The organism is Stenotrophomonas sp. Steno-Z10-BAI, from assembly GCF_056393115.1.
Genome location: NZ_JBWJOZ010000001.1, coordinates 1,051,889 through 1,075,877 on the forward strand (window position 1 = coordinate 1,051,889; position 23,989 = coordinate 1,075,877).

At 65.8% G+C, this 23,989-nt stretch carries 25 protein-coding genes; 8 read left to right on the forward strand and 17 right to left on the reverse strand.

Going from position 1 to position 23,989, the window contains the following annotated elements:
• Positions 1–88: 88 nt before the first annotated feature.
• The 6 genes from hemC to AC06E9_RS04800 all read right to left on the reverse strand — a co-directional run bounded on the left by hemC (position 89) and on the right by AC06E9_RS04800 (position 6,145).
• Positions 89–1,000, reverse strand: a complete 912-nt coding sequence (gene hemC / locus AC06E9_RS04775) for a hydroxymethylbilane synthase (RefSeq protein WP_478055566.1) — start codon at positions 998–1,000, stop codon at positions 89–91.
• 55 nt (positions 1,001–1,055) lie between these two features.
• Positions 1,056–1,784 (reverse strand): LytR/AlgR family response regulator transcription factor, encoded by a 729-nt coding sequence (locus AC06E9_RS04780; RefSeq protein ID WP_121040113.1) that lies wholly within the window; start codon positions 1,782–1,784, stop codon positions 1,056–1,058.
• A gap of 10 nt (positions 1,785–1,794) precedes the next feature.
• A complete protein-coding gene (locus AC06E9_RS04785) occupies positions 1,795–2,841 on the reverse strand; it encodes a sensor histidine kinase (protein WP_478055567.1) in 1,047 nt (348 codons plus the stop codon).
• 4 nt (positions 2,842–2,845) lie between these two features.
• On the reverse strand, positions 2,846–3,511 hold the full coding sequence (locus AC06E9_RS04790; RefSeq protein WP_282257418.1) for an alpha/beta hydrolase: 666 nt from the start codon (positions 3,509–3,511) through the stop codon (positions 2,846–2,848).
• Between the two features lie 75 nt (positions 3,512–3,586).
• Positions 3,587–5,494, reverse strand: a complete 1,908-nt coding sequence (gene mdoH / locus AC06E9_RS04795; protein ID WP_282257146.1) for a glucans biosynthesis glucosyltransferase MdoH — start codon at positions 5,492–5,494, stop codon at positions 3,587–3,589.
• A gap of 471 nt (positions 5,495–5,965) precedes the next feature.
• Positions 5,966–6,145: a hypothetical protein gene (locus AC06E9_RS04800; protein WP_121040121.1), complete on the reverse strand. Its 180-nt coding sequence runs from the start codon at positions 6,143–6,145 to the stop codon at positions 5,966–5,968.
• 194 nt (positions 6,146–6,339) lie between these two features.
• Between AC06E9_RS04800 and AC06E9_RS04805 the strand changes: the two genes are divergently transcribed.
• The gene (locus AC06E9_RS04805) at positions 6,340–6,729 is read left to right on the forward strand and encodes a DUF2628 domain-containing protein (protein ID WP_478055569.1); all 390 of its coding nucleotides are present in this window, start codon (positions 6,340–6,342) and stop codon (positions 6,727–6,729) included.
• Positions 6,730–6,759: 30 nt separating this feature from the next.
• On the opposite strand, the gene arsC is transcribed toward AC06E9_RS04805, so the two are convergent.
• A complete protein-coding gene (gene arsC, locus AC06E9_RS04810) occupies positions 6,760–7,194 on the reverse strand; it encodes an arsenate reductase (glutaredoxin) (RefSeq protein ID WP_461769535.1) in 435 nt (144 codons plus the stop codon).
• Entirely contained in the window at positions 7,191–7,940 is a 750-nt protein-coding gene (gene arsH, locus AC06E9_RS04815) for an arsenical resistance protein ArsH (RefSeq protein ID WP_121040125.1), read from the reverse strand. The genes arsC and arsH overlap by 4 nt, the downstream gene beginning before the upstream one ends.
• A 39-nt stretch (positions 7,941–7,979) precedes the next feature.
• Between arsH and AC06E9_RS04820 the strand changes: the two genes are divergently transcribed.
• The 3 genes from AC06E9_RS04820 (at position 7,980) to AC06E9_RS04830 (ending at position 10,029) form a co-directional block, all read left to right on the forward strand.
• On the forward strand, positions 7,980–8,306 hold the full coding sequence (locus AC06E9_RS04820; RefSeq protein ID WP_121040127.1) for an ArsR/SmtB family transcription factor: 327 nt from the start codon (positions 7,980–7,982) through the stop codon (positions 8,304–8,306).
• Positions 8,307–8,331: 25 nt separating this feature from the next.
• On the forward strand, positions 8,332–9,402 hold the full coding sequence (gene arsB / locus AC06E9_RS04825; protein WP_478055571.1) for an ACR3 family arsenite efflux transporter: 1,071 nt from the start codon (positions 8,332–8,334) through the stop codon (positions 9,400–9,402).
• 72 nt (positions 9,403–9,474) lie between these two features.
• The gene (locus tag AC06E9_RS04830; protein WP_478055572.1) at positions 9,475–10,029 is read left to right on the forward strand and encodes a DUF1003 domain-containing protein; all 555 of its coding nucleotides are present in this window, start codon (positions 9,475–9,477) and stop codon (positions 10,027–10,029) included.
• Between the two features lie 15 nt (positions 10,030–10,044).
• Here AC06E9_RS04830 and arcD read toward each other — a convergent pair whose 3' ends face one another.
• The 4 genes from arcD to AC06E9_RS04850 form a co-directional block, all read right to left on the reverse strand.
• Positions 10,045–11,469, reverse strand: coding sequence for an arginine-ornithine antiporter (gene arcD, locus AC06E9_RS04835; protein WP_121040133.1), 1,425 nt, complete (start codon positions 11,467–11,469; stop codon positions 10,045–10,047).
• 91 nt (positions 11,470–11,560) lie between these two features.
• Positions 11,561–14,155 (reverse strand): methyl-accepting chemotaxis protein, encoded by a 2,595-nt coding sequence (locus AC06E9_RS04840; RefSeq protein WP_478055573.1) that lies wholly within the window; start codon positions 14,153–14,155, stop codon positions 11,561–11,563.
• Between the two features lie 330 nt (positions 14,156–14,485).
• On the reverse strand, positions 14,486–15,952 hold the full coding sequence (locus tag AC06E9_RS04845; protein WP_121040137.1) for a SulP family inorganic anion transporter: 1,467 nt from the start codon (positions 15,950–15,952) through the stop codon (positions 14,486–14,488).
• Between the two features lie 176 nt (positions 15,953–16,128).
• A complete protein-coding gene (locus AC06E9_RS04850; protein WP_121040139.1) occupies positions 16,129–16,968 on the reverse strand; it encodes a helix-turn-helix domain-containing protein in 840 nt (279 codons plus the stop codon).
• Between the two features lie 166 nt (positions 16,969–17,134).
• Between AC06E9_RS04850 and AC06E9_RS04855 the strand changes: the two genes are divergently transcribed.
• On the forward strand, positions 17,135–19,336 hold the full coding sequence (locus AC06E9_RS04855; RefSeq protein WP_121040141.1) for a TonB-dependent receptor: 2,202 nt from the start codon (positions 17,135–17,137) through the stop codon (positions 19,334–19,336).
• A gap of 33 nt (positions 19,337–19,369) precedes the next feature.
• Here AC06E9_RS04855 and AC06E9_RS04860 read toward each other — a convergent pair whose 3' ends face one another.
• Positions 19,370–20,419 (reverse strand): DUF5694 domain-containing protein, encoded by a 1,050-nt coding sequence (locus tag AC06E9_RS04860; RefSeq protein WP_259462123.1) that lies wholly within the window; start codon positions 20,417–20,419, stop codon positions 19,370–19,372.
• A 193-nt stretch (positions 20,420–20,612) separates the two neighbouring features.
• On the opposite strand from AC06E9_RS04860, the gene AC06E9_RS04865 reads away from it, so the two are divergent.
• Both AC06E9_RS04865 and AC06E9_RS04870 read left to right on the forward strand, forming a co-directional pair.
• Positions 20,613–20,735 carry a Sec-independent protein translocase family protein gene (locus AC06E9_RS04865; protein WP_259462124.1) on the forward strand — a complete coding sequence of 41 codons (123 nt, stop codon included), beginning with the start codon at positions 20,613–20,615 and terminating at the stop codon, positions 20,733–20,735.
• 68 nt (positions 20,736–20,803) lie between these two features.
• Entirely contained in the window at positions 20,804–21,367 is a 564-nt protein-coding gene (locus tag AC06E9_RS04870) for a hypothetical protein (RefSeq protein WP_147433871.1), read from the forward strand.
• Between the two features lie 28 nt (positions 21,368–21,395).
• On the opposite strand, the gene AC06E9_RS04875 is transcribed toward AC06E9_RS04870, so the two are convergent.
• Both AC06E9_RS04875 and AC06E9_RS04880 read right to left on the reverse strand, forming a co-directional pair.
• Positions 21,396–21,746: an outer membrane protein assembly factor BamE gene (locus AC06E9_RS04875; RefSeq protein ID WP_070471870.1), complete on the reverse strand. Its 351-nt coding sequence runs from the start codon at positions 21,744–21,746 to the stop codon at positions 21,396–21,398.
• A gap of 11 nt (positions 21,747–21,757) precedes the next feature.
• A complete protein-coding gene (locus AC06E9_RS04880) occupies positions 21,758–21,940 on the reverse strand; it encodes a hypothetical protein (protein ID WP_121040147.1) in 183 nt (60 codons plus the stop codon).
• A 595-nt stretch (positions 21,941–22,535) separates the two neighbouring features.
• Here AC06E9_RS04880 and AC06E9_RS04885 point away from each other — a divergent pair.
• Positions 22,536–22,937 carry a hypothetical protein gene (locus AC06E9_RS04885; RefSeq protein WP_121040149.1) on the forward strand — a complete coding sequence of 134 codons (402 nt, stop codon included), beginning with the start codon at positions 22,536–22,538 and terminating at the stop codon, positions 22,935–22,937.
• Between the two features lie 385 nt (positions 22,938–23,322).
• On the opposite strand, the gene AC06E9_RS04890 is transcribed toward AC06E9_RS04885, so the two are convergent.
• Positions 23,323–23,514, reverse strand: a complete 192-nt coding sequence (locus AC06E9_RS04890) for a YegP family protein (protein ID WP_478055574.1) — start codon at positions 23,512–23,514, stop codon at positions 23,323–23,325.
• A 216-nt stretch (positions 23,515–23,730) separates the two neighbouring features.
• Positions 23,731–23,989: TIR domain-containing protein (locus tag AC06E9_RS04895; protein ID WP_478055575.1), on the reverse strand; the 259-nt coding region annotated here is incomplete at its 5' end.

A 23,989-nucleotide genomic window follows, 5' to 3' on the forward strand; every position in this document is an offset into this window, starting at 1 on the left:
GCCGTCGTGATGTAGTGCCGGCCGCTGGCCGGCTCATCGCGTACCTTGTGCAGCATGGACTGCCGGCCAGCGGCCGGCACTACGCGCCTCAGACCGCGAGCAGCTCCCCGGCACCGGCATCGAGCAGGCCACGCGCCACGCGCTGGCCCAGCGCCTCCGGATCATTGGCCGGGCCACGCGCTTCAGCGCGCACGATGCGGCCATCGGCGACACCGCCGACCAGGCCCTGCAGGAACAGATCCTCGCCTTCCCATTGCGCAAAGCCGGCGACCGGCACGTGGCAGCTGCCGTGCAGTGCACGGTTCATGGCACGCTCGGCTTCCACACAGGCACGTGTGTCGGCATCGTCCAGCGCTGCGAACAGGCCCATCACCTCCGCGTCCTCACCGTTGCATTCCACCGTCACCGCGCCCTGTGCCGGGGCCGGCAGCCAGTCCGGTGCCGCCAGGCGCGCCACGATGCGGTTGCCCAGGCCGAGCCGCTCCAGCCCCGCCACGGCCAGCACGATCGCGTCGTAGCCGCCGTTGTCCAGCTTGGCCAGGCGCGTGTTGACGTTGCCGCGCAGGTCCTGCAGCTCCAGGTCGGGGCGCAGCGCGCGCAGCTGGGCCTGGCGGCGCAGCGACGAGGTGCCTACCCGCGCGCCGATCGGCAGCGCGTCCAGCGAGGCGTACAGATTGGAGATGAAACCATCGGCCGCGTCATGACGGGTCAGCATCGCCGGCAGCGCGAACGGCGCATCCAGCTCCATCGGCACATCCTTGAGCGAATGCACGGCGCAGTCCGCTTCGCCACGCAGCATGGCCAGTTCCAGTTCCTTGAGGAACAGGCCCTTGCCGCCGATCGCGGCGAGCGAACGATCCAGCACCTCGTCGCCGCGCGTGCTCATCGGCACCAGCACCACCTCCAGACCGGGATGCGCCTGGCGCAGGCGGTCGGCAACATATTCGCTCTGCCACAGGGCAAGCGGGCTCTTTCGGGTGGCGATGCGCAGGGTCTTCATGGCGCCATTATCGACGCACAGGGGCGTATCGACCAACGGTCGCGCACAGCCCCGCTTACAGGTACTTGAGGTCCTGCTTCAGGCTGGCCACGCAACGGCGGCTGACTTCCAGCGGCCCGTGGCCATGCCGCAATACCGCCTGGACCTGCCCTGCGCCATTTCGTCGCAGCTCGACCAGTTCGTGCCGGGCGACCAGGCAATTGCGGTGGATGCGCACGAAGCGGTTGCCGAATTCCTCTTCCAGCGACTTCAGCGACTCCTCCAGCAGGTCTTCGCCGCGGGCGTGATGCACCACGACGTATTTTTCTTCGGCCTGCAGGTAGTGGATGTCCTCGACCGGGATCAGCCGCAGGCTGCCGCGCAGGCGTGCGCACAGCAGGGTACGCGCCTGCTGGCTGGCGGGGGTCGCCGGGCCACTGCGGCCGGCGAGGAAGGTGCGCGCACGCTCCAGCGCGGCCGCCAGGCGCTCGGGGCGCACCGGCTTCATCAGGTAGTCGATCGCGGCTGCCTCGAAGGCGGACAGCGCATGCGCGTCGTACGCGGTGCAGAACACCACCGCCGGGCGTGGCTCGAAGGTGGCCAGATGGCGCGCGGCTTCCAGCCCGTCCAGGCCGGGCATGGCGATGTCGAGCAGGACCAGGTCCGGTTGCAGCTCGGCGCAGGCGTGCAGCGCCTGTTCGCCGTTCTCGGCCTCGGCCACCACCTCGATGCCGGCCTGGTCAGCGAGCAGGGAGCGCAGGCGCTCGCGGGCCAGCGGTTCGTCGTCGGCGATCACCACCTTCAATACAGTTTCCTCACTGGACCGGGACCGTGATTTCGCAAGCATAGTAGCCGTCGGCCCACGCCCCCGTCATCCGCGCGGCCGGGCCGAAGCGCCAGGCCAGGCGATGGGCGATGTTGCGTTGTGCATGCCCGGCGCCCTGCAGGAGCGGCAGCCCGCGCGTGGCCGGGTCCGGTGCCGGGTTACGCACGCGGATGCGCAGATTCGCGCCGTCACTGGACAGTGCCAGCACGATCGTGCCACCGGCGGGCACCCGCGAGATGCCATGCAGCACGGCATTTTCGACCAGCGGCTGCAGTACCAGCCGCGGCATCGGCAGCGACCAGGGCAGCGGCTCGTCGCGCAGCCAGATCACTTTCAGGCGTTCGCCCAGCCGTAGCGATTCGATCGAAAGATAGCGCTCGGCCAGTTCGCACTCGGCCTGCAGGGTGGAATCGCCATCGCCGGCACCGAGGGCTGCGCGGAACAGATCGGACAGATCCAGCACCGCGCGCTCGGCCACGTCCGGATCACGCCGCAGCAGGCTGGCGATCAGGTTCATGCTGTTGAACAGGAAGTGCGGCCGGATCCGCGCCTGCAATGCATCCGCCTGGGCTCGTGCGTTGGCCAGCATCTGCGCGCTGCCGCGGTCGCTGACGTAGAAGTAGCGCAGCGCCAAGGCAGTGATCAGCGCGGTCATCGCCGCACTGCCCAACGTGAACCGCCAGAAGCCGACCGCCTGGGCAAAGCTGCTGCCGCCGAGCACGCCGTACAGCGCATGCACGATCGCCGCGCACGCACCGGCGATCAGCCCGGTCATCAGCACCACCAGCACCATGCCCGGCACTTCGGGCAAGCGCGAGAGCACCGCGCGCACGCTGCACAGGCTGACCGTCACTGCCAGCGCCAGCCACAACGCGAAGCCGCTGGCGGACAGGAAGTCCGGCAGCGTCCAGTGGCGACTGCCATCGGGGGCCAGCGCCACCAAGACGACCACCAGCTCGGCCAACCCCAGCATCGCCGCCAGCCGCGGCAGGCGGCACAGCTCGGGCAACCAGGACTGCTGGCGCGGGTCGCTCATGGCGTCAGGCGGCGAAGCGCGCCTCGAGCCAGTCGCCCAGCGCCTGCAGTTCCTCGGCGCAGACCTGGTGGGCCATCGTGTAGGTGTGCCACTGCACCGGCAGGCCGAGCGCGCTCAGCGTCTGCGCGGTGTGCTCGGCGATCGCCACCGGGATCACCGGATCCTGGGTGCCATGGGCCATGAACACCGGCACGCTGATGGCATCGGCCACGCGCGCGGCAGCTGCCTTGGCCGGATCCGGCAGATAGGTCGACAGTGCGATCAGCCCGGCCAGCGGACGGGTGCGACGCAGCAGTGCGCTGAGGATCACCGCCCCGCCCTGCGAGAAGCCGGCCAGCAGGATGCGTTCGGCCGGAATGCCGCGGGCGACCTCGCGCTCGATCAGCAGTTCCAGTTCCACGATCGAGGCGTCCACGCCGGCGCTGTCCGCGCGCGAACGGAAATCCATGCTGACGATGTCATACCAGGCGCGCATCGGCACGCCGTTGTTGATCGTGATCGGCTGCACCGGCGCATGCGGGAACACGAAGCGGATCGCCGGCCAGTGCGGGCGCACCAGTTCGGGCACGATCGGGGCGAAGTCATGGCCGTCGGCACCCAGGCCATGCAGCCACAGCACCGACCACTGCGGGTCGGCGCCGGTTTCGTTTTCCACGGTATCCAGCATCAGGCGGCTCCAGTACGTTCAAGCCGCATTATGACCGCGCCCCGCGGCAATGGGGCGGCGATACCTGGATTGCCGTGATCAGCCGGGGGGATGTGCCTCGGCCGCAGCACGGCGCAGCTCGGCCGCGCGCACCAGCACCTTCGGCGGTGCCGATTCTTCCGGGATTTCCATCAGGCCCAGCCGGTGCATCCAGACGCCAGCGGTGCGCGAGGAGGTGAAGCCCACCACCGGAATCGCCAGCACCATGCCGATCACCACCGGTGCCATCCATGCGGCCAGCGAGGGCGAGACCGCGTAGGCCAGCGCGCCCATGAACAGGCCGAACACACTCAGCCCGCCGTAGCCACGCGCCAGCGCCAGCCAGGACACGCCGCCATCGTCGCGCTGCTGCGCGTCCCAGCCCGAGTCCTTGCCGGCCAGCACCTCAGCCACACCGCGCGACTGCACGTACATCACCACCGGTGCCATCAGCGCGGCGAGGATGGTCTCCAGCAGCATCGAAATGAAGGCGCGGATCGTGCCACCGCAGCCACGGCGTTCGACCGGCTCCAGCAGCATCGCCAGGTAGCCCAGTACCTTGGGCGAGAGCAGCACCACCATGGTGATCGCGAACATGCGGATCACCTGGGTCTCATCCTGGTGGCGCCAGTAGACACCGGGCGAGAGATGCAGCACTTCATTGAGGTCGATGCCGCCCTGGAACAGCGGAATCGCGATGCCGATCAGCATCAGCATCGCCCACATCGGCGCGGTGAAGTAATGCCCGATGCCGACCAGCATGTGCATCCGGCTGACCCAGTGCAGGCCCTTGGAACCGACCACCTTGGCGTGCTGCAGGTTGCCCTGGCACCAGCGCCGGTCGCGGACCAGCAGATCGGTCAGGGTCGGCGGGCCTTCCTCATAGCTGCCTTTCAGGTAGGGCACCATGTGGGTGGCCCAGCCGCCACGGCGCATCAGCGCGGCCTCGACGAAATCGTGGCTGAGCACGTGCCCACCAAACGGCTCCTTGCCCGGCAGCGACGGCAGGCCGGCCTGCTCGGCGAAGGCCTGGGTGCGGATGATCGCGTTGTGGCCCCAATAGTTGCTCTCCGCGCCATGCCACCACGCCACGCCGCGGCCGATCACCGGGCCGTATACGCGCCCGCCGAACTGCTGCATGCGGGCAAACAGGGTGCGCCCACCAACCACCGCCGGCAGGGTCTGGATCAGACCAACATCCGGGTTGTGTTCCATGCCCGCGACCAAGCGCACGATGGTGTCGCCGGTCATCAGGCTGTCGGCGTCCAGGATCAGCATCTGCGGGTAGGCACCGCCGAAACGGCGGACCCAATCGGCGATGTTGCCGGCCTTGCGCCCGCTGTTGTCGCCGCGGCGACGGTAGAAGATGCGGTCATGGCCGCCCACCGCATCGCACAAGGCGTGGAAGGCCGCTTCCTCGGCCTGCCCGATGTCATCGCGGCGGGTATCGCTGAGCACGTAGAAATCGAAATTCGCCAGCTGGCCGGTCTCGGCCACCGACTCATAGATCGCCTGCAACCCGGCCAGCAACCGGCGCGGATCTTCGTTGTAGGTGGGCATCAGCAGCGCGGTGCGCGTATGCACGGTCGGCAGCGGCGCGTCCGGATCGATGCCGAGCTTGTAGCCCCGATCGAATACCGCGGTCAGGAAACCGGCCACCGCCCCGGCGAAGGACAACGCGATCCAGGCGAACAGGCCCACGAACAGCACCAGCAGGCAGGCTTCCAGCACACTGATGCCATTGACGGCGAGCACCTTCCACATCATCCGGCTGGCGGCGGCGGTCATCGCCGCGGTACCGCCCAGGATGTAGAAACGACGCAGCCCGATCATCCGCGGTGAGGTGCGCTGGCGCGGAACCTGCAGCTGCCCTTCGCGCAGGGACTGCTCAGGCATCGGCAACGGCGACTCGGCCGGCAACGTCGCCCGGCCGGCGTCCAGCGGGGCGTTCAGGGTCTGGGTACTCATGCGCGGTGTCCCTGTGCAGGGCGTGCCAGGCCGGGGGTGCCAAGTGTGGAAAGGGGCATCCTGAGCCCGGCGTACACGATGGCACGCATGCGTCCTGTCGGCGCGGGCCGGAGACCGGCACGCAGCGTATGTCTGTGACTACCGGAACCCACGAACTCTCCAAACCGCTTGAGACGAAAAATGCGGCTCAGTCTAGGGCGCGAATCGTAAGGTGCGCGCGAAGGGCGGCGCGGGGATTTCTCCGCATTCAGCTTTTGGATCGAGACAAGTGGAGGCCCCCTCGCGGCCAAGGGCGCGCAGGCCCTGTGCCATGGGCTTCTGCCCATTCAGCTTGCTGGTGGCGCCGATCAGCCCCCTACTGCAACGCGACCGGTCCTCATCGCCTGCGCAGGATCAGGCGGCGCCGGTGGTGCGCAGTTTTTCTGCCCTGGAGGGGGTCGGGCCGGCAGCGTTGACAGGCGCGGCAGCGGCTCAGGCGGCGGTGGCGGCGATGGCCAGGTCGGTCTCTACCGGCGGGCGCGACAGCGCGCGCGCGCTCACCTGCGAAAACTGCAGCTGGGCGAGCAGGTGTTGCGCCTGGGTGGCAACCGGGCACGGGGTAATCTGCGGCCCTGCTTGCGGGCGCTCGGGGGACATCACATCAATGGACATGGTCTGGCATCTCGTTGACTTCTCATTTCCCACGGGGCTTCCTGCCGCGCGGATTGCGCACCCTATCGGAAAACCGGGACGAATGTGTGACGGTCCGCGCAGTCCCTGACAGGCGGCATGTAGAGCGTCGAAAAATTGGCGCGGATCAAGAGCTTGCGGCTATCATGTAATCGTTTTCAACACACGATTCGGATATGGATTCCAACACTGCTTCCCCCTACAGCCCCAAGTGGCAGTTCCGCTTCAGCTTCTTCGAACAGCACGGCGCCCCTAATTCGCCAACCTTCAAGGCCGCGTACAAGACGCTGCCGTTCGGCCAGAAGATCAAGGTCAACTTCAACTTCTTCGCCCTGTTCTTCAGCTGGATCTACCTGCTGATCCTGGGCATGTGGCGCAAGGCGCTGACCATCCTGGGCATCACCCTGGTGCTGATGGTCGTCGTGGCCTTCCTGCCGGACGTGGTCGGCCGTGCGATCGGTGTGGCCTGGTCGGTGCTGATCGCGTTGACCACCAACTATTCGTACTACCTTGAAAAGGTAAAGGGCGATACCAGCTGGAACCCCTTCGCCGGCATGCGCTGGTAAGGCAGCACGCAGGCGTGGATAAGAGCCCGGTCATTGACCGGGCTTTTTTGTGGCGCGTCGGCCGTGGGCGTCGATCACCACCTCGCCATCTTCCTTGCGGAACGGCGCCTGCACCGGCGGCAGGATCTCCAGCACGGTCTCCGAGGGCCGCGCCAGGCGCACCCCCAGTTCGGTCTGCACGAACGGCCGGTTGATCAGGATCGGATGGGCCAGCATCGCATCCAGCAGTCGGGTGTCGTCCAGCGTTGGATCGGCCAGGCCCAGTGCGGCATACGGGGTGCCTTTCTGGCGAAGCGCATCGCGGACCTGCAGGCCGGCAGCGGCGATCAGTGCGATCAGACGCTCGCGATCCGGCGGGGTGCGCAGGTACTCCACCACCTCCGGCGCCACGCCGGCATGGCGCATCAGCGCGAGCACATTGCGCGAGGTCGCGCAGGCCGGGTTGTGATAGATCACCGCCTTCATGCGCGGTCTCCCACGGCAAGCGGCAGCGTCGCGGCCGGCTCCACCACGCCGGCATCGCGGGCCAGCTGCGCCGCCTGCGCGTCGTCCTTGCGCTCGCTGTAGCGGTCGGTGAGGTAATCGCTGTTGTCACGGACCAGCAGGGTGAACTTGACCAGCTCCTCCACTACATCCACGACACGGTCGTAGTACGCCGAGGGTTTCATCCGCCCCTGCGCATCGAACTCCTGCCAGGCCTTGGCGACCGAAGACTGGTTGGGGATCGTCACCATCCGCATCCAGCGCCCGAGCACCCGCAATGCGTTGACCACGTTGAAGGACTGCGAGCCGCCACACACCTGCATCACCGCCAGGGTGCGGCCCTGGGTGGGGCGTACGCTGCCTTCGGACAACGGCAGCCAATCGATCTGGTTCTTGAACACGGCGCTGAGGGTGCCGTGGCGCTCCGGGCTGATCCAGACCTGGCCTTCGGACCACTGCGACCAGGCGCGAAGCTGCTGGACCGTGGGGTGATCGGCGTCCACCGCATCGGCCAGCGGCAGTCCGTGTGGGTCAAACAGACGGACCTCGGCGCCCAGGTGCTGCAGCAAGCGCTCGACTTCCCTGGCCAACAGGCGGCTGTAGGACTGGGGACGCAGCGATCCATACAGCACCAGGATCCGGGGCGGGTGGGCACTGGCGGGCCCGGCGAACCGGCTGGGATCCGGGAGATCGACCGCCGCACAGGTCAGGTTGGGCAGCAAGGACATGAGGTTGCTCCGGCTTAATTGTTCGACTATTCTAGAAACATGGAACATAAAACTGCAACCCACGCCCTGGCCGCCCTCGGGCATACCACCCGCCTGAGCGTTTTCCGCCTGCTGGTCCAGGCCGGCCGGGGTGGCCGCCTGCCCGGGGAAATCGCCGCCGACCTCGGCCTGCCCGGTGCCACGCTGTCCTTCCACCTCAAGGAACTGAGCGCGGCCGGTCTGGTCAGCGCGGAGCCGCGTGGGCGCAGCATCTGCTACCGCGCCGACTTCGAGGCGATGAACGGCCTGATCGGCTACCTCACCGAGAACTGCTGCGCCGGCGAGGCGGACTGCGGTTCCGCTGGCCCATGCGCGCCGTCGTGCTGATCCGTTGGTTGCCGGGCCCATCGCGATGACGACACCTGCCACGCCACGCCTGTCCTTCCTGGACCGCTGGCTCACCCTGTGGATCTTCGCGGCGATGGCGGTTGGCGTGGCCCTGGGCACCCTGTTCGACGGCCTGCCCGCCGCGCTGGACGCCATGACCATCGGCGGCACCAACCTGCCGATCGCCGCCGGCCTGATCCTGATGATGTACCCGCCCCTGGCCAAGGTGAAGTACGAGGCGCTGCCCGCCGTCTTTGCCGACAAGCGCGTGCTGGCGCTGTCGCTGCTGCAGAACTGGGTGGTGGGGCCGGTGCTGATGTTCGCGCTGGCCGCACTGTTCCTGCACGACCGGCCGGAGTACATGACCGGGCTGATCCTGATCGGCCTGGCCCGCTGCATCGCGATGGTGCTGGTCTGGAACCAGCTCGCGCGCGGGGACAATCAGTACGTGGCCGGCCTGGTCGCGTTCAACTCGCTGTTCCAGATCGCCTTCTTCAGCGTCTATGCGTGGCTGTTCCTGACCGTGCTGCCGCCGTTGTTCGGGCTGCAGCGCAGCGTGATCGATGTCAGCACGTGGACCATCGCCGGCGCGGTGCTGGTGTATCTGGGCATTCCCTTCGCGGCCGGCTATCTCGGGCGACGACTGCTGCTGCGGGTGCGCGGGGCTGACTGGTATGAAACGCGCTTCCTGCCCGCCATCAGCCCGATCACATTGGTCGCACTGCTGTTCACCATCGTGGCGATGTTCAGCCTCAAGGGCGGCGATCTGGTGCGCATTCCGCTGGATGCGGTACGCATCGCCATCCCGCTGACGATCTACTTCTTCGTGCAGTTCCTGCTGAGCTTCTTCATGGGCCGCTGGATCGCACGCGACTATCCGCGCACCACCGCCATCGCCTTCACCGCGACCGGCAACAACTTCGAACTGGCCATCGCCGTAGCGATTGCCGCCTTCGGGCTGGGTTCACCGGTCGCGTTCGCCGCCGTGATCGGGCCGCTGGTGGAGGTGCCGGTGTTGATCGTGCTGGTCCATCTGGCGCTGCGGCTGGGGCGTCGCGGTTTCCAGACACCACCGGCAGCCTCCGGCGGAGCGTGAAGCAGCCACATCATCACCACGCGTTCTCCCACCGCGGCTCACCCTGCCCGCACCTGTCCGCCGGAGTCCGCAATGTCCACGCATCCCAACAGCGAACGACTGGAAAAAGCCGCCCGGTGGCTGGGCCGCCAGACCCATGACCTGGACGCGATCGCCAAACGCGTCATCGGCCGCCAGGCGGTCATCGACGATCCCAACCAGCGCCTGGCCGAGCAATCCACCTTCGGCGAACGGCTGGCCGACCAGGTCGCGCGGTTCGGCGGCTCGTGGCGCTTCATCCTGCTGTTCGGCGCAGCCCTGCTGATCTGGGTGGTGCTCAACACCGAGGTGCTCGGTGCGACCGCGTTCGATCCTTACCCTTACATCTTCCTCAACCTGATGCTGTCGATGCTGGCCGCGATCCAGGCGCCCGTGATCATGATGAGCCAGAACCGCCAGGCGGAAAAAGACCAGCGCATGGCCAGCTACGATTACGAAGTGAACCTCAAGGCCGAACTGGAGATCATGGCGTTGCACGAGAAGGTCGATACGGTCAGCAACCAGATCCTGCTGCAGGTCCTGCAACAGCAACAACAGCAGATCGATCTGCTCACCGAACTGGTGGCGCGCGGCAACCGGGAAGGCTGAGCCGATCCGGCGCGGTCATGCCAGGTGCAGATGACCCTGGTAGAGGCCCCACGCCGCCCAGCCGGCAACGACGATCACGGCCGCCACGATCACCTGCTCGGCCCGGGTGAACAGCTGCTGCCCATGCTGGTGCTTGGCGGCCGCGAACATGGCAATGCCCGGGGCGTACAGCAACACCGACAGCAGCACCTGTGACAGCCCACCGGCATAGACCAGCCACAGCGCGTATACCGTGGCCAGACCGGCCACCAGCAGATCGCGGACCCGCAGCCCGGGCTGTCCGCCATAGGTTTCCCCGCGCAGCGCCAGCAATGCACCGTAACCTGCCGAGAACAGATACGGCACCAGGCTCATCGATGCCCCCAGCAGCACCAGGCTGGTATAGGTGCCTGCACTGAACAGGGTGATGATCAGAAACAGCTGGATCAGCCCGTTGGTGAGCCACAGCGCGTTGGCGGGCACCTGCCGTGCGTTCTCGCGCCCGAGGAACGCCGGCATCGTGCCATCCCCCGCTGCCGCGTACAGCACTTCGGCGCACAGCAGCACCCATGCCAGCAATGCCCCCAGCACCGAGACGATCATGCCGATGATGATCAACGTGGCGCCCCAGGGCCCGACGATGGCCTCCAGCACGAAGGCCATCGAGGGATTGCGCGCCTGTGCCAGCGCCTCCTGGCGCAGTACGCCCATCGACAGCAGATTGACCAGCATCAGCAGCGCGAGCACGCACACAAACCCGATGATCGTCGCGCGCCCGACATCCGAACGCTTGGCCGCGCGCCGCGAGTAGATGCTGGCACCCTCGATGCCGATGAACACCCAGACCGTGATCAGCATCATGCCCCGCAGCTGCTCACCCAGGCTGCCCAGTTCCGCCGTGCCCCAGAACTCGCCGGTGAAGATATCGGCCTTGAAGCCCACGGCGGCGATGATCAGAAACACCACGATCGGCACGATCTTGGCGACAGTGACGACCGCATTGACCAGGGCCGCCTGGCGGATGCCACGCAGGATCATTGCGTGCATCGCCCACAGCAGCACGGAGGCGCATGCCACCGCCTGCCAGGTATTGCCCTCGCCGAAGGCCGGCACGAAATAGCCCAGGCCGCTGAAGATCAGCACGAAGTAGCTGACATTGCCGAGCAGCGAGCAGACCCAGTAGCCCCACGCCGCGGAAAAGCCGATGTAATCGCCGAACCCGGCGCGCGCGTACGCATAGATACCGGTATCCAGCTCGGGCTTGCGGTTGGCCAGGTTCTGGAACACGAAGGCCAGCATCAACATGCCCAGGCCGCTGATCATCCAGCCGATCAAGGCCACACCCGGGCCGGCGCTGCGCGCGATGTTCTGTGGCAGTGAGAAGATGCCAGCGCCGATCATCGATCCGACCACCAGGGCAGTCAACGCGGTCAGGCCGAGCCGGTCGGAACGAGAGGTCATGTGCTCACCATCGGCAAACAGAATAGCGCCGATTACCAACGCCCGGCGGTGAGCACCGGGTGAACCGGCCCTGCCGGCGCGCCGGTCCGGATCAGAAGGTCTGCCAGTCCTCGCCGACCACTGCCGCCGCAGGCACGCGCGCAGCGGTCCGCGCGGGGGTGGCACGACGCGCCGGTGTGCCCGCCGCCGCCGCACTGGCCTGCAGGCGGAAGATCGCCACCGCCGTGCCCAGCTGCTGCGCCTGCTCTTCCATCGCGCGCGCGGCCGCCGTCGCTTCCTCCACCAGCGCGGCATTCTGCTGGGTAGTCTCGTCCATCTGGGTGATGGTCTGGTTGACCTGTTCGATACCGGCGGACTGTTCCTTCGAGGCTGCCGAGATCTCGGCCATGATGTCGTTGACCCGGCGCACGCCGGTGACGATCTCTTCCATCGTCCGGCCGGCGGTCTGCACCAGGGCCGAGCCCGCGCTGACCTGGGTGACCGAGTCGTCGATCAAGGTCTTGATCTCCTTGGCCGCCCCGGCGGAGCGCTGCGCCAGTGCGCGCACTTCGGTGGCCACCACCGCGAAACCCCGGCCCTGTTCGCCGGCACGGGCGGCTTCCACCGCAGCGTTCAGTGCCAGGATGTTGGTCTGGAACGCGATGCCGTCGATCACCGAGATGATCTCGGCAATGCGCTTGGACGAGGCCTCGATGCCCGCCATGGTGGTCACCACCTGGCCGACCACCTCACCGCCCTTCGACGCCACATCGGCTGCGCCCGCGGCGAGCTGGTTCGCCTGCACGGCATGGTCCGCGTTCTGACGTACGGTGGAGGTGAGTTCTTCCATCGATGCGGCGGTCTCTTCCAGGCTGGCAGCCTGCTGCTCGGTGCGGCGCGACAGGTCGCTGTTGCCTGCGGCAATCTCGCCGGCGGCGAGGTTGATGCTGCCGGTGGCCTGCTGGATGCGGCCGACGATGTCGGTCAACTGCGCTACCGTGGTATCGGCATCGTCACGCATCCGCGCGAACACGCCATGGAACTCGCCGCGCATGCGCGCCGTGAGATCACCCGCGGCAATGGCACGCAGCAGCGCGGAAATCTGCTGCAGGTTGTCATCGCTGACCTGCATCATGGTGTTGAGGTTTTCGACCATCGCGCGGAAGTCGTGGTCAAAGCGCACCACATCGCCACGCTGGCTGAAATCCCCCACCGCCGCCGCCCCGGCCAGATCCCCGATCTGGGTATTGATGGCGCGCAGGTTGGCCTTGGTGGTATCCATTGCAGCAGTAAAGGCGGCCTGCTCGCCGGGCAGGCGGTCCATGTCCTGGCTCAGGTCACCGACCGCGTAGCGCTGCATCACTTCGACCAGGCGATGCGTGACCGCGATGTTGGCGCCCACCAGCTGGTTGGTGTCTTCCACCATCTTGCCGTACTCGCCCGGGAAGGTCTGCGCGTCCATGCGGTAGCTCAGCTCGCCCCCCTCATGTCGCTGGGCCATCTCACCCTGCGCGGCCATCACCGCGCGCAGCTGGCTGCGCATGCGCTGCATCGATTCGAGCAGGCGGCCGACTTCGTCATTACGCGCGGGCGGCAGCGGTGTATCCAGACGCCCCTCGGCCACCTCTGCGGACAGGCGGACGGCATCGGCCAACGGACGGATCGCCTGACGGCGCAGCAGCACGTACACGCTGCCGCTGAGCACCAGTGCCGCACCCAGACCAACGGCCAGGATGATCCACAGCAGCGCACGTGCCTGCGCGGTGATCAGCGCATGCGGCACAATCACACCCAGCGCGAAATGCTCTTCGCTGCCGCCGATGCGCAGCGGCACGTAGGTTTTCACGTTGCCTGCCGCATCCGGCTCGAAGGCATCAAAGGTCTTGTCTGCCTTGACCGCCGCCAGTACCTGCGTAGTCAGCGCATCCTCGCGACGCTTGCCGATCTCGCTGGCGTCCTTCGCGGCCAGCACGATGCCGCCGGGCGAGATCAGTTCCACATGGCCTTCCTCCATGGGCCGCAGCGCGGCCAGGTGCTTCTGCAATGCGGCCAGCGCGAAATCCACCGTCACCGCACCAACGAACGTCCCTTGGTCGATCACCGGGGTGGACAGCGTGGTCATCAGCACTTTCTGGCCGCCGACTTCATAGGTATACGGTTCGGCCACGGTCTGCCGCTTGAGCGCCTTCGGCTTGAGATACCAGTCGCCATCGCCGGGCACGTCATAGCCGGTGAGCGCATCCTGCATCGGCGCGCCGTCGTGCCAGGCCCAGTAGCTCATGAACCGGCCGGTGTCATCGTGTGCCTCGGCGCCGACGAACTCGGCATCCTTGCCATCGAAGGCGTCGGGTTCCCACAACGTGCCGAAGCCCACCCATTCCGGGTGCACCTGCACCTGCTGGTGGATCACCGCAGACACCGTCGCCCGCGACAGCGTTCCCGCAGCGCGCTGCACCAGCAGGTTCTGCGCGAGCGCCTGGCTGGTGGCGAAAGCACTGGAGAGATCACCACTCACCCGCAGCGCTTCGGCCTGGGCCTCGCTCTGCATGGTGTGGCGGGAGGCATCCACCAGCGACGCGCTGGCTTCGCGATAGCTGATGGCAGCGGTGACACCGAAGCAGAGCATGGCGATCAACGCCGTACCCAGCATCAGTCGGTTGGCGATGCTGCCAGGGCGCTTGGAAGCAGTGGGGCGGGACACGGGCATGGGGGCGGTTCCGGAAAAAGGGCATACCGGCGGACGCAGTCACGCGCCGCCACGGAAACACGCAGTCCATTGCGGGCCGGCACGCACGCGGTGCAATCACGGCGCGGCCAGCAGGGATCGATGCAACGTCGGATCAGCACAGGCAGCCCGCCGCCACTCCCGGGAGGGCTGGTCCTGTGCTGGGGGTCACCGCGTCGTACGCCACGGTGCCACCGCCCTGCCCTGTGGAGATGCCGCCTGCCCGCACCGTGACGGCGCTGGCCCAGAGAAGGGACTCAGCTGGATAACGGCGTCATCGGCGCGATGTTTAGCGCGGCTTCCTGACCGTGTTCAGTGAACGCCCGCACCACGCTCGCCGCGCCCCAGCCGCTCCACCAGCGTCTGGCTGGCCGCGTTGAGTCCGATCACCTCCACCTGCGCCCCGCGTGCGCGCAGTTTGCCGGTCACCCGTTCCAGCGCGCCCACGGCGCTGAGGTCCCAGAAGTGCGCGCTGCTCAGATCGATGGTCACGCGCTCAGGCACCTGCAGCAGGTCGAAGGCCGCCGCGAACTGCCCGGCCGAGGCGAAGAACACCTGCCCGCTGACCGTGTAGACACGGGTGCCGTCGGCCGTGTCGGCCTCGGCGATGTCCAGCATCCGTCCCACCTTGCGGGCGAAGAATAGCGCCGACAGCAGCACGCCGGTCAGCACCCCCTTGGCCAGATCGTGCGTGGCCACGGTGACGACCACCGTGCCCAGCATCACCACCGAGGAGCTTTTCGGATGCAGCCGGAACTCGGCGAACGAGCGCCAGTGGAAGGTGCCGATGCTGACCATGATCATCACCGCGACCAGCGCGGCCATCGGAATCTGCCGGACCCAATCCGCGCCGTAGACCACCAGCAGCAGCAACAGCACGCCCGCGACCAGGCAGGACAACCGGCCACGTCCGCCGGAGGACACATTGATCACCGACTGCCCGATCATCGCGCAGCCGCCCATGCCGCCGAACAGCCCAGCGGTGATGTTGGCCAGGCCCTGGCCAGCGCACTCACGGTTGCGCTGGCTGGGCGTATCGGTCATGTCTTCCACAATCTGCGCGGTCATCATCGACTCCAGCAAACCGACTACCGCCAGCGTGGCCGAGACCGGCAGCAGGATGCGCAATGTTTCCAAGGTGAGCGGCACGTCCGGCAGCAGGAAGGCCGGCAAACTGTCCGGCAGCGCGCCCATGTCGCCCACGGTGCGGATGTCCAGGCCGAGCCAGATCGACAGTGCGGTCAACACCACGATCGCCACCAGCGGCGAGGGCACCGCGCGGGTCAGCATCGGCAGCAGATAGATGATCGCCAGGCCGGCCGCGCATACGGCGTACACCGTCCATGGCATCCCGATCAGCTCGGGCAACTGCGCCAGGAAAATCAGGATGGCCAACGCGTTGACGAAGCCGGTGATCACCGAGCGCGAGACGAAGCGCATGAGTGCACCGAGCTTGAGCGCGCCGGCGACGATCTGCAGCAGCCCGGCCAGGATCGTCGCAGCCAACAGGTACTGCAGGCCGTGGTCGCGGACCAGATCGACCATCACCAGCGCCATCGCGCCGGTGGCGGCGGAGATCATGCCCGGCCGGCCACCGGCGATGGCGGTGACCACCGCGATGCAGAACGAGGCGTACAGGCCAACCTTGGGGTCGACCCCGGCAATGATGGAAAAGGCGATCGCTTCGGGAATCAGCGCGAGGGCAACCACGGCGCCGGACAGCAGATCACCGCGGATGTTGCCGAGCCATTGCTGGCGCAGCGGGTAGGACACAGACATGGACAGACTCCACGCACCGGCGATGCGCACGGCGCGTTGTGTGATGAAGACAAAGCACTCCCTGAGCCAGCGCAGAGGCCGGCGCGTCGTCAACGCGGTATCAGGGTGGCGTCATCACAGGGGTCCTGCCGGGGCAGCGGAAGCGGCGCGCAGGATAGCGCAGTCCTCCGATGGTCTCAAACACGGGCCGCCAGTTCACCTCGCGCGTTGCCTGCCCAGCGCGACGGTGCCTGCCCGGTCACCCGCCGGAACGCCGCGGCGAACTTGCCGGGGTTGGCATAGCCCATCGCCAAGGCGACCTCGGTGACGCTGCGGCCGGCCAGCAGCATCGGCTTGGCCGCCTCCATCCGGCGCCACGTGAGGTACGCGTAAGGCGTCATGCCGGTTGCGATCCGGAAGCCGCGGCTGAATCCGCTGGCCTCCTGCCCGACTTCCTGCGCCATGCGGGCAACGCCCAGATCGTCGCCGAGATGGGCATCGATCAGTTCCTGCACGCGCTTGAGGTGCGTCGGCGACAACGCGCGTCGCGTCGCGGGCGCCGCAACCGGCAGACCCGCCAACCGCTTCAGCACCAGGTCGACACCGTGCTCAAAGAACGCGGCAGAACCGGCATGTGCTTCGGCGCAGTGCCACAACGCCCCCATCACCGAGGCGATCACCGGGTCCTCCTGCAGCGCCGACGCCGCCCAATGCAGCTGCTCCACGCGCACACCGCGACCCTGCAGATGCCGCGCGTCGATCGCCAGGCCCAGCAGCGCCAGCGCTGGGCTGCGGAATTCGCCCGGGCAGTCCGGCAACACCACAGTGAACGCGCCTGCCCGCCAGGGCTGCGCGATGCGTCCAAGCGCCGTGCGCTGATACAACGCGCCACCGCCCGCCGTGAGCAGCCCGATGCGCAACGCACTGCCCTCACCCATCGCGCCCTGCGCCGCGGCGAACGTATGGCGGAGCATCAGCACCGAGCCGTCGGCATTGCCCACGCACGCGTCCAGCGGACCGCCACTTTCGGACGCCACGCGTGCAGCCAGGGCAGTCGTTGGTGAGGAAAAGGCGCAGGTCATCGGGTGTCCCGTTCTGGAGCGGCCGCTCCGGAAATGGAGCAGCGGCACCTGATTGTTACACAATAACATTCGCGATTCCTCCCCATCACCGTGGTGCGCGCCACCACCCCAGAGGCTCCTCGTGAAACACGCTGTACTTGCCGGCGCCGTGCTCGCCGCGCTTCAGTTGCTGCCCAGTGCGCCCGCCCAGGCCCAATCCACCCCGCCCGCCACGGCCACCGAGCTGGACGGCATCATGGTGACCGGCAGCAAACGCGATACGCCCTACCTCAAGAGCGACATGTCGGTCACCGTGCTCAACCGCGACGCACTCAAAGAAGCGCACGTCACCGAGTTCCGCGACCTGGACAAGCTGGCCCCCAACGTGAAGTTCAACGTGATGGGCCAGCTCAGCGACATGTTCATCTCCATTCGCGGCATCGAGTCCAACCCGTTTCTGGTCAACCGGGCCTCGGTCTATATCGATGGCATTCCGTTCCGCGAGCTGAGCAACGCGGTGTTGAACCATGTGGCGTCGGTGGAGATCCTGCGCGGGCCGCAGGGCACGCTCTACGGCGCCAACAGCGAATCCGGCCTGGTACTGGTGCGCACGCGTGCACCGTCGGCAACCACCGAGGGCGAGGTCAATGTCGGCGTCACCTCGTTCGGCAACGGCCACGGCAGCAGCGTGGATGGTTTCCTCGGCGGCGCGCTGGGCAACAGCGACCGGTTGTTCGGCTCGGTGGCGTTCATGGCCTCGGATGAAGACAGCCACCTCAAGAACCTCACGCCCTTCAACGGGGTCAACGGCAAGGTCAAGGAGACCTATCTGCAAGGCAAACTGCGCTGGGAGCCGACCGATACGCTGGCCATCAACGCGATCGCCTACCACCTGGGCACGCGTGCACCCGGGATGTTCGAGTACGAGTACCTGCCGCTGGATGTCGGCCTGTATAACCGTACCTACGGCGATCTCTACAACGGCGGCCGTCGTACCGGTGACTTCACCTACATCAACGATGCGCCCAAGCGCACCACAAAGAACGAAACCGTCGCCGGGACCAGCGCGCAATGGCAGTTGTCCCGCGGCACCCTGGATGCGGCATTGTCATATCGCCAGGAGGAAGACACCTCCGCCGGCTACGATTTCGACATGACTGCGACGCCCGCGCTGGCCGGCCGCATCTACGACAAGCAGCACAGCTGGAACGGCGAACTGCGTTTCAGCTCCCCCAGCGATCAAGCGCTGACCTACATCGCCGGCATCTCCACCTACCGGCACCACAAGGACTCCATCCTGGGCACGCTGGTCGGCCCGCCGTTGCGCGGCCTGGGCAGCTATGACCTCGCACCGCTGCAGGGCTCGGATGGCCAGGACTACAGCGTGTTCGGCACCGCCAGCTACACCCCACCCTCGCTGCCGAAACTGACCGCCAGCCTCGGTCTGCGCCATGAGCAGGCCAAGCGTTCCACCCGCCAGCGTGAAGGCACGCTCGACCTTGGCCCGGGCGGGCTGGTGTTCTATCGCGATGCCGAACTCGCACATACGTTCACCGCCACGCTCCCGCGCGTCTCACTGCGCTACGACGCCAGCGACACGCTCTCGTTCTACGCCGCATCCGCCAAGGGCTACATTCCGGGCGGCTTCAATCTGGCGGCCGCACAGAGCGACGTGGTCAACGACAAAGTGCTGCGCTACGAATCGGAAATGATGTGGAGCCACGAGCTCGGCTTCAAGAAGAACGTGCTCAACGGGCGCGGGCATATCGGTGGCGCGGTGTTCCACATCACCTCGGACAACTGGCAGGAGATCCAGCTGGCCACCGATGCCAACGGCCGGCCGATCTCCTCCGACTACGTAGGCTCGGATGCATCCATCCGCTCGCGCGGTGTGGAGCTGGAAGGCGCGCTGGAGGTCCTGCCCGGCCTGACGCTGATGGCAAATGCGGGTTACGTCGACGCCGAGTACCGCAAGCTGTTCGTCGGCGTCAATGAGAGTCTGGCCGGCAACGACGTCAAACTCACTCCGCAGTACACGGCGTATCTTGCCGCACGCTACCAGCACCGCTCCGGGCTGTTCGCGCGCGTGGAATCCTCTTTCAATGGCCGCATGGCGCTGGACGAACGCAATCGCGCCTACCAACCGGCGGTGGCCATCCTCGGCGTACAGCTCGGCTACGAAACCGGGCCGTGGAGCACGCGCGTGTACGTCGACAACCTGACCAACAAGCGGCGCATCAACGGGTTGATCTTCGACAACCTGGCGTTCGGCCGTGACGGCAACTACTACGGTCCCATCGACCGCCCGCGCATCGTCGGTGCGCAAATCGGCTATCGGTTCTGAGGCAGCGTGGAGGGGGCCGCGGGCGGTGCCCTCCTACTCCTTGAGAACGTCCTGTGCATCCACGATATCCACCCCCGAGACCTGCCGCAGCCAACCATCGAACCAAGGCTTGTGCGAAGCGCCGACGATGGAGAGCACGCGGGAGCCCGGGTGGTCGCGCACGACCTCGAGAATGTTGGCGACCATGCGCAGATTGCGGATCTCCCAGCCCTGCACCCAGATCTGAGGGTAGTGCTGCGGTGACACGGCGGCCAGCGTCGGGCGCACGTTGGACTCGGCGAGCACCTGCAGCGCCGCGGGCTCATTGACGCTGCGATACAGCGAGAGCAGATCGTTGGACGCGATGAAGGCCGCTTCGCGTTCCGTCATGGCATCGAACGTGGGGCCATACCCGCTCCACGCCTGCTGGAGCGCCGCGCTGAACGCCTTGCGGTCCGCGATCTGATGATTGTCACCGGTATGGTCGTCGACCGCGTACACGCGCTGCAGGCCGAGCCGCGCGGCCAGGACCGCGGCGATCTGGTAGCTCTCGTTCTTGCGCGCTTGAATCTGCTTGAGCAGCTCGACCAGGGTGCCATCCAGGCCATCGCCCGCGCGTCGCTCGGCCACGGGCAGCTGCAGCCACTGCACGTACGCAGACGCCCGTTCGCCAGCGGCAAGGAACAGGGCGGCCAGTTGGCGACGCTGCGCAGGCGTGGGCGACGCCGGCCAGGTTGCGAACGTCTTGTTGACCTGCACGATCGCGGCAGGCACATCCAGCCCCGTAGCGGTCTTCGCGGTCTCCGTGCTGGCGCAGTAGTCATCGCCGTAGACCGCCGCATGGCGCTTGGCCAGGTCACACTGCTCGCCGCTGATGGCTTCGATGGTGATGTAGCCGGGCTTGAAGGCTGCGAGCCTGTCCAGCAGCGGATACAGTGCTTTGGGATCGAAGGCCTCGTGCTCGCTGAGGTGGACGCTGCCCAGCACGAGGACGTCGGTGCGTGGGCCGACCATGTCCTTGTCCAGGTTCGCCAGGTCGATCTGCGCCTGGGCGCAGAACGGGGTCAGGGCCATCACGCAGGCCGACAACACGCGTTGCTTCATGCATCACCCCCGGGGAAGTCCGTGACAGCCTTTCTAGCAGGCAGATGCGGCGCCGGCCACGTGCCGGATGGCATAGGGGTCCAAAGGCGCTGTGCGAGCGTTCTTTCCGGCTTATGGGCTCCAGCACCCAGTTCCCGATGCCGCCTACGGACAAAAATAGTAGGATTGAAGCAACCAACGGAAGGTCTTACGCATGGGCAGTTTCAGTATCTACCACTGGATCATCATCGGCGGCTTGATGCTCATCCCGGTCGCCATCGCAGCGGTGATCGCCATCGTCGTCCTCAGCCTGCGAAAGAAGTCACCCAACCGCTGACGAGCGCCCCCTGCCGGGTCAGAATGGCCGGCTCCCCGGGTATTGCGGGGTGACTCAAGGGATCCGGCATGGCGACAAGAAACAACACGGTCGAGTGGATCACGGGGGTATTGCTGCTCATCTTCTTTGCCATGCTGTTCGGTATCCCCAACAGCTCACCGTGGTTCGGGCTGGTGTTCGTGTACCTGATGGCCGCCGCGCTGTTCATCGTAGGCAGCATGCTGTGGAGTGCGTTGCGCAGCCGCCGCGCAGCACTGGCATTAGGTCGCATGCCACCCACGCGCGCACTGCACACCCGCGAGGCGAAAGCGCTGGAGTGGTTCGGCCAACCCGAGCGCATCGTTTGGCGCATGCCGCGCGGGAACGTGATCGATCTGATCAAGGCGACACGGGCCGCAGGCAGCCGGCCGGTAGTGCGCACACTTCGCGGGCCGTATCGCGTGATGGTGCGCGCCCGGCATCACGAGCGGCATGACTTCATCGGCGATGTGGAGGTACTCATGCTGCCGGGGGCGGATCGCTACCTGCGCGAGAACAACGAGGCCGACGTGTTGCTGTGCGGAAGGTTCGCGGTGGTGCTCGCGTTGAATGGTGCGTGGCGGATCGACCAGGCGCCATCGCTGTTGCGATGACGCGCGTGCGCATCGCGTTGTCGTTCAATCAGTAGCGCGGCTTGATTGGCTCACTGGAATCCAGGTACCCCGCGGCGAGAGCCTTCTCGCAGGCGATATAGCCTGCGTTGACGACGCGCCCCTGCGCGTTGAAGACCACATAGTAGGGCGAGGTGTTGCCGCGGTTGCGCAGGAGATAGTTGTAGCAGACGCCGTTGATGCCGGGCACCACCATTGCATCCAGCGGCCGTCCCGCGGCGCTCAGGACTGACTCGCGGGTCGCCCCCTGCTGCAGCGAACTGATCACGACCGGATTGCCGCGGTCATATTGAAGAACGCTGGGCATGCATGCGGACAGACCCGCGCAGACACCACACGCCAGCAGGATCGCCTTGGTCATGGGGGCGGCGCTCACTGCCGGCGCGCACGCGCTGCCGCCGCGTTGGCGTCGCGGATGCGCTGGTTGCGCGCCTGCTTGTCATAGTCATCCTTTGCCTGCATCACGCCACCGGCCGCCTGGATCCAGCTGCTGGTTGTGCATCCGGACACAAGTAATGTCGCGGCAAGGGCTGCCGGGATAATGAGAAACTTCATGAATCAACCTCTCTGAAAGCCATCGACACGTGGCCGATGGAAAGCTGCGCCGCACGACCGGCAAGCGCACATGAAGCGATGCGAAAAACTAAATCGCGAAATCGGTGAAGCCATTACTGGCGCCGCAAACCGGGGCGGAACGATAGTTGACACACACTTAACAAAAACGAAATGTGCCGTGCTTCTATTTTTGTATATTCCTATTCCATGCGATTTCATGCCCAGTGCAGGACGTCGCGACAGAAGTTTCCGGTGAAACCTTCAATGACGCACTGCCCACGGGCTCATGGGTGTTGGCATCTGATCCTGGCCGCAGCATGCTGAGAGCAGCAGATGCCTTATAAATCTAAGCTCAGCCGACGCTGGGTTTTCAGGGGACCGGATACACGATGAAACGCAAGGTAGTTGTAGTGGCGTCTGTCATGATTGTCGCGTTGTCAGGAACGATGCCAGTGCCACGACGACATACGAACTGGTTGAAACAAATCTGCGTTGTCAGATTGATCGCGAGGCCTCCGCCACCACGGGTCACGTCAGGAGTACGACCGACGAGCTCTGCAAGGATCTTTGGCTTGAGCCGCTGAGTCGTGAAGAGGTGTTCACCGCGATCACCCATGCCGCCGAGCATGGAAACATCCGCGCCCAGCTCGATTACGCGCTATACGCTTCGAGGATTTTTGAAGACGAACATAACTCGCTGGATCCGGATCTGATCCGTGACTACAAGCAGAACACCGTTAGATTCCTCGAGTCCGCGGGAGCGGCCGGCGAATCGAACGCATATGTGCGTTTGAGCGACATCTACAAGAACGGCACATTGGCCTCGAAAGACCCGGTCATGGCCTATGCATACGCGGAAGCATACTTCCGCACAGGTTCAAGTCGCTATGGCGCCTCGTTCTTGAACAATGCCGCAGCTGGTCTGGACGGCGCCCAATTGCGCCGCGGCAAGGAACTCGCAAATCACCTTCTCAACAAAAGAAGTGCGTCGCCGTGACTATGGAAGAAGCTGTCGCACCTGCGAATCGGCAGTGCGGTTTGTGGGCGTGACCACAAGTTGGCCAGAAATTTACAGCAAAAGTTGGCCGCCGGGACAGAAGCCAGCTTGGAAAGAATGATAACCTGTTGAATTCGTTAGACATCTATGGCAGCGGGCGACGCTCCATGTGCCGGTGGTCGCTAGCTAGGCACGCCGGACGGTGGTCCATTGACCAGAGGAACCAGCTTCAGCGTTCCCAGGCATTTCGAGGTGACTAGCGTCTGGGATGCCGGCAAACTCCCGCTACTCCCGTCGGCCGTCAGTCATGGAGCCTCCCTCGAGCCTTGGCACTTGTTTAGGATGCGCAAGGTGACACTTCAGAGGGAGACAGTCCCGACTCGTATCAGTTCTGGTAGAACTCCGGGCTAGTTGCTGATCCCTTGAGAATTTGGATGGAGCGATCACAATCCGCCTTCGCGACGTAGGATTCACTACTACGAGCGATAGCAAGTCCATTCGACGCGTAGTAGACCCAATACCAATGTCCCTTCGCGTCCTTCTTCTCCCAGTAGCACGGATAAGTCACAGTAGCCATGTCGCCTCCTTTTCAGGTGATCCCGTCTAGTGCAAAAATTCGCATGCCTTCAGCTGTGGCTGAGCCAGCGTCGCCGCGAGGCATGTCGTCCGCCAAGCACTAATTTTCCGGACTCAACGCCGCACGACACCAACCCTAGGCTTGCTTCAGTGAGCTCCGCTGTGGCGGTCGCCATCGCTAAGCATCTCCCCGGCCACGCCCCAGATGCCGAAACACTCAGGCCTTCGCCCGAAACTCGTTGAACGTTTTCAGCAGCTTCATGGTCGCATCGTAGTCGAGCTTGTCTCCCTCATACTCGCAGCGATACAACCCCTGAAGGTTCGACGGCAAAGCAACTCCCTTCTGCACGAGCAAGATGACCCGCTTGTTGAAGAGAGCGATTGCAGCCCCGATCTCGATGAGAACGTTGTGGTTAAGGTGGACGTGCTTATTGCCCTCCGAATCCAACATTTCCCCTTCACTATTGACGTGGATC

Excerpts from the sequence above, each read along its gene's own strand:
- arsH (WP_121040125.1), bottom strand. The coding sequence starts at position 7,940 with ATGTCCTTGCTGCCCAACCTGACCTGTGCGGCGGTCGATCTCCCGGAT.
- AC06E9_RS04845 (WP_121040137.1), bottom strand. The coding sequence starts at position 15,952 with ATGTCTGTGTCCTACCCGCTGCGCCAGCAATGGCTCGGCAACATCCGC.
- AC06E9_RS04830 (WP_478055572.1), top strand. The coding sequence starts at position 9,475 with ATGTCCACGCATCCCAACAGCGAACGACTGGAAAAAGCCGCCCGGTGG.
- mdoH (WP_282257146.1), bottom strand. The coding sequence starts at position 5,494 with ATGAGTACCCAGACCCTGAACGCCCCGCTGGACGCCGGCCGGGCGACG.
- arcD (WP_121040133.1), bottom strand. The coding sequence starts at position 11,469 with ATGACCTCTCGTTCCGACCGGCTCGGCCTGACCGCGTTGACTGCCCTG.
- AC06E9_RS04840 (WP_478055573.1), bottom strand. The coding sequence starts at position 14,155 with ATGCCCGTGTCCCGCCCCACTGCTTCCAAGCGCCCTGGCAGCATCGCC.
- arsC (WP_461769535.1), bottom strand. The coding sequence starts at position 7,194 with ATGAAGGCGGTGATCTATCACAACCCGGCCTGCGCGACCTCGCGCAAT.
- AC06E9_RS04865 (WP_259462124.1), top strand. The coding sequence starts at position 20,613 with ATGGGCAGTTTCAGTATCTACCACTGGATCATCATCGGCGGCTTGATG.
- AC06E9_RS04860 (WP_259462123.1), bottom strand. The coding sequence starts at position 20,419 with ATGAAGCAACGCGTGTTGTCGGCCTGCGTGATGGCCCTGACCCCGTTC.
- AC06E9_RS04805 (WP_478055569.1), top strand. The coding sequence starts at position 6,340 with ATGGATTCCAACACTGCTTCCCCCTACAGCCCCAAGTGGCAGTTCCGC.
- AC06E9_RS04800 (WP_121040121.1), bottom strand. The coding sequence starts at position 6,145 with ATGTCCATTGATGTGATGTCCCCCGAGCGCCCGCAAGCAGGGCCGCAG.
- AC06E9_RS04875 (WP_070471870.1), bottom strand. The coding sequence starts at position 21,746 with ATGACCAAGGCGATCCTGCTGGCGTGTGGTGTCTGCGCGGGTCTGTCC.
- AC06E9_RS04820 (WP_121040127.1), top strand. The coding sequence starts at position 7,980 with ATGGAACATAAAACTGCAACCCACGCCCTGGCCGCCCTCGGGCATACC.
- AC06E9_RS04870 (WP_147433871.1), top strand. The coding sequence starts at position 20,804 with ATGGCGACAAGAAACAACACGGTCGAGTGGATCACGGGGGTATTGCTG.
- AC06E9_RS04890 (WP_478055574.1), bottom strand. The coding sequence starts at position 23,514 with ATGGCTACTGTGACTTATCCGTGCTACTGGGAGAAGAAGGACGCGAAG.
- AC06E9_RS04785 (WP_478055567.1), bottom strand. The coding sequence starts at position 2,841 with ATGAGCGACCCGCGCCAGCAGTCCTGGTTGCCCGAGCTGTGCCGCCTG.
- hemC (WP_478055566.1), bottom strand. The coding sequence starts at position 1,000 with ATGAAGACCCTGCGCATCGCCACCCGAAAGAGCCCGCTTGCCCTGTGG.
- AC06E9_RS04880 (WP_121040147.1), bottom strand. The coding sequence starts at position 21,940 with ATGAAGTTTCTCATTATCCCGGCAGCCCTTGCCGCGACATTACTTGTG.
- arsB (WP_478055571.1), top strand. The coding sequence starts at position 8,332 with ATGACGACACCTGCCACGCCACGCCTGTCCTTCCTGGACCGCTGGCTC.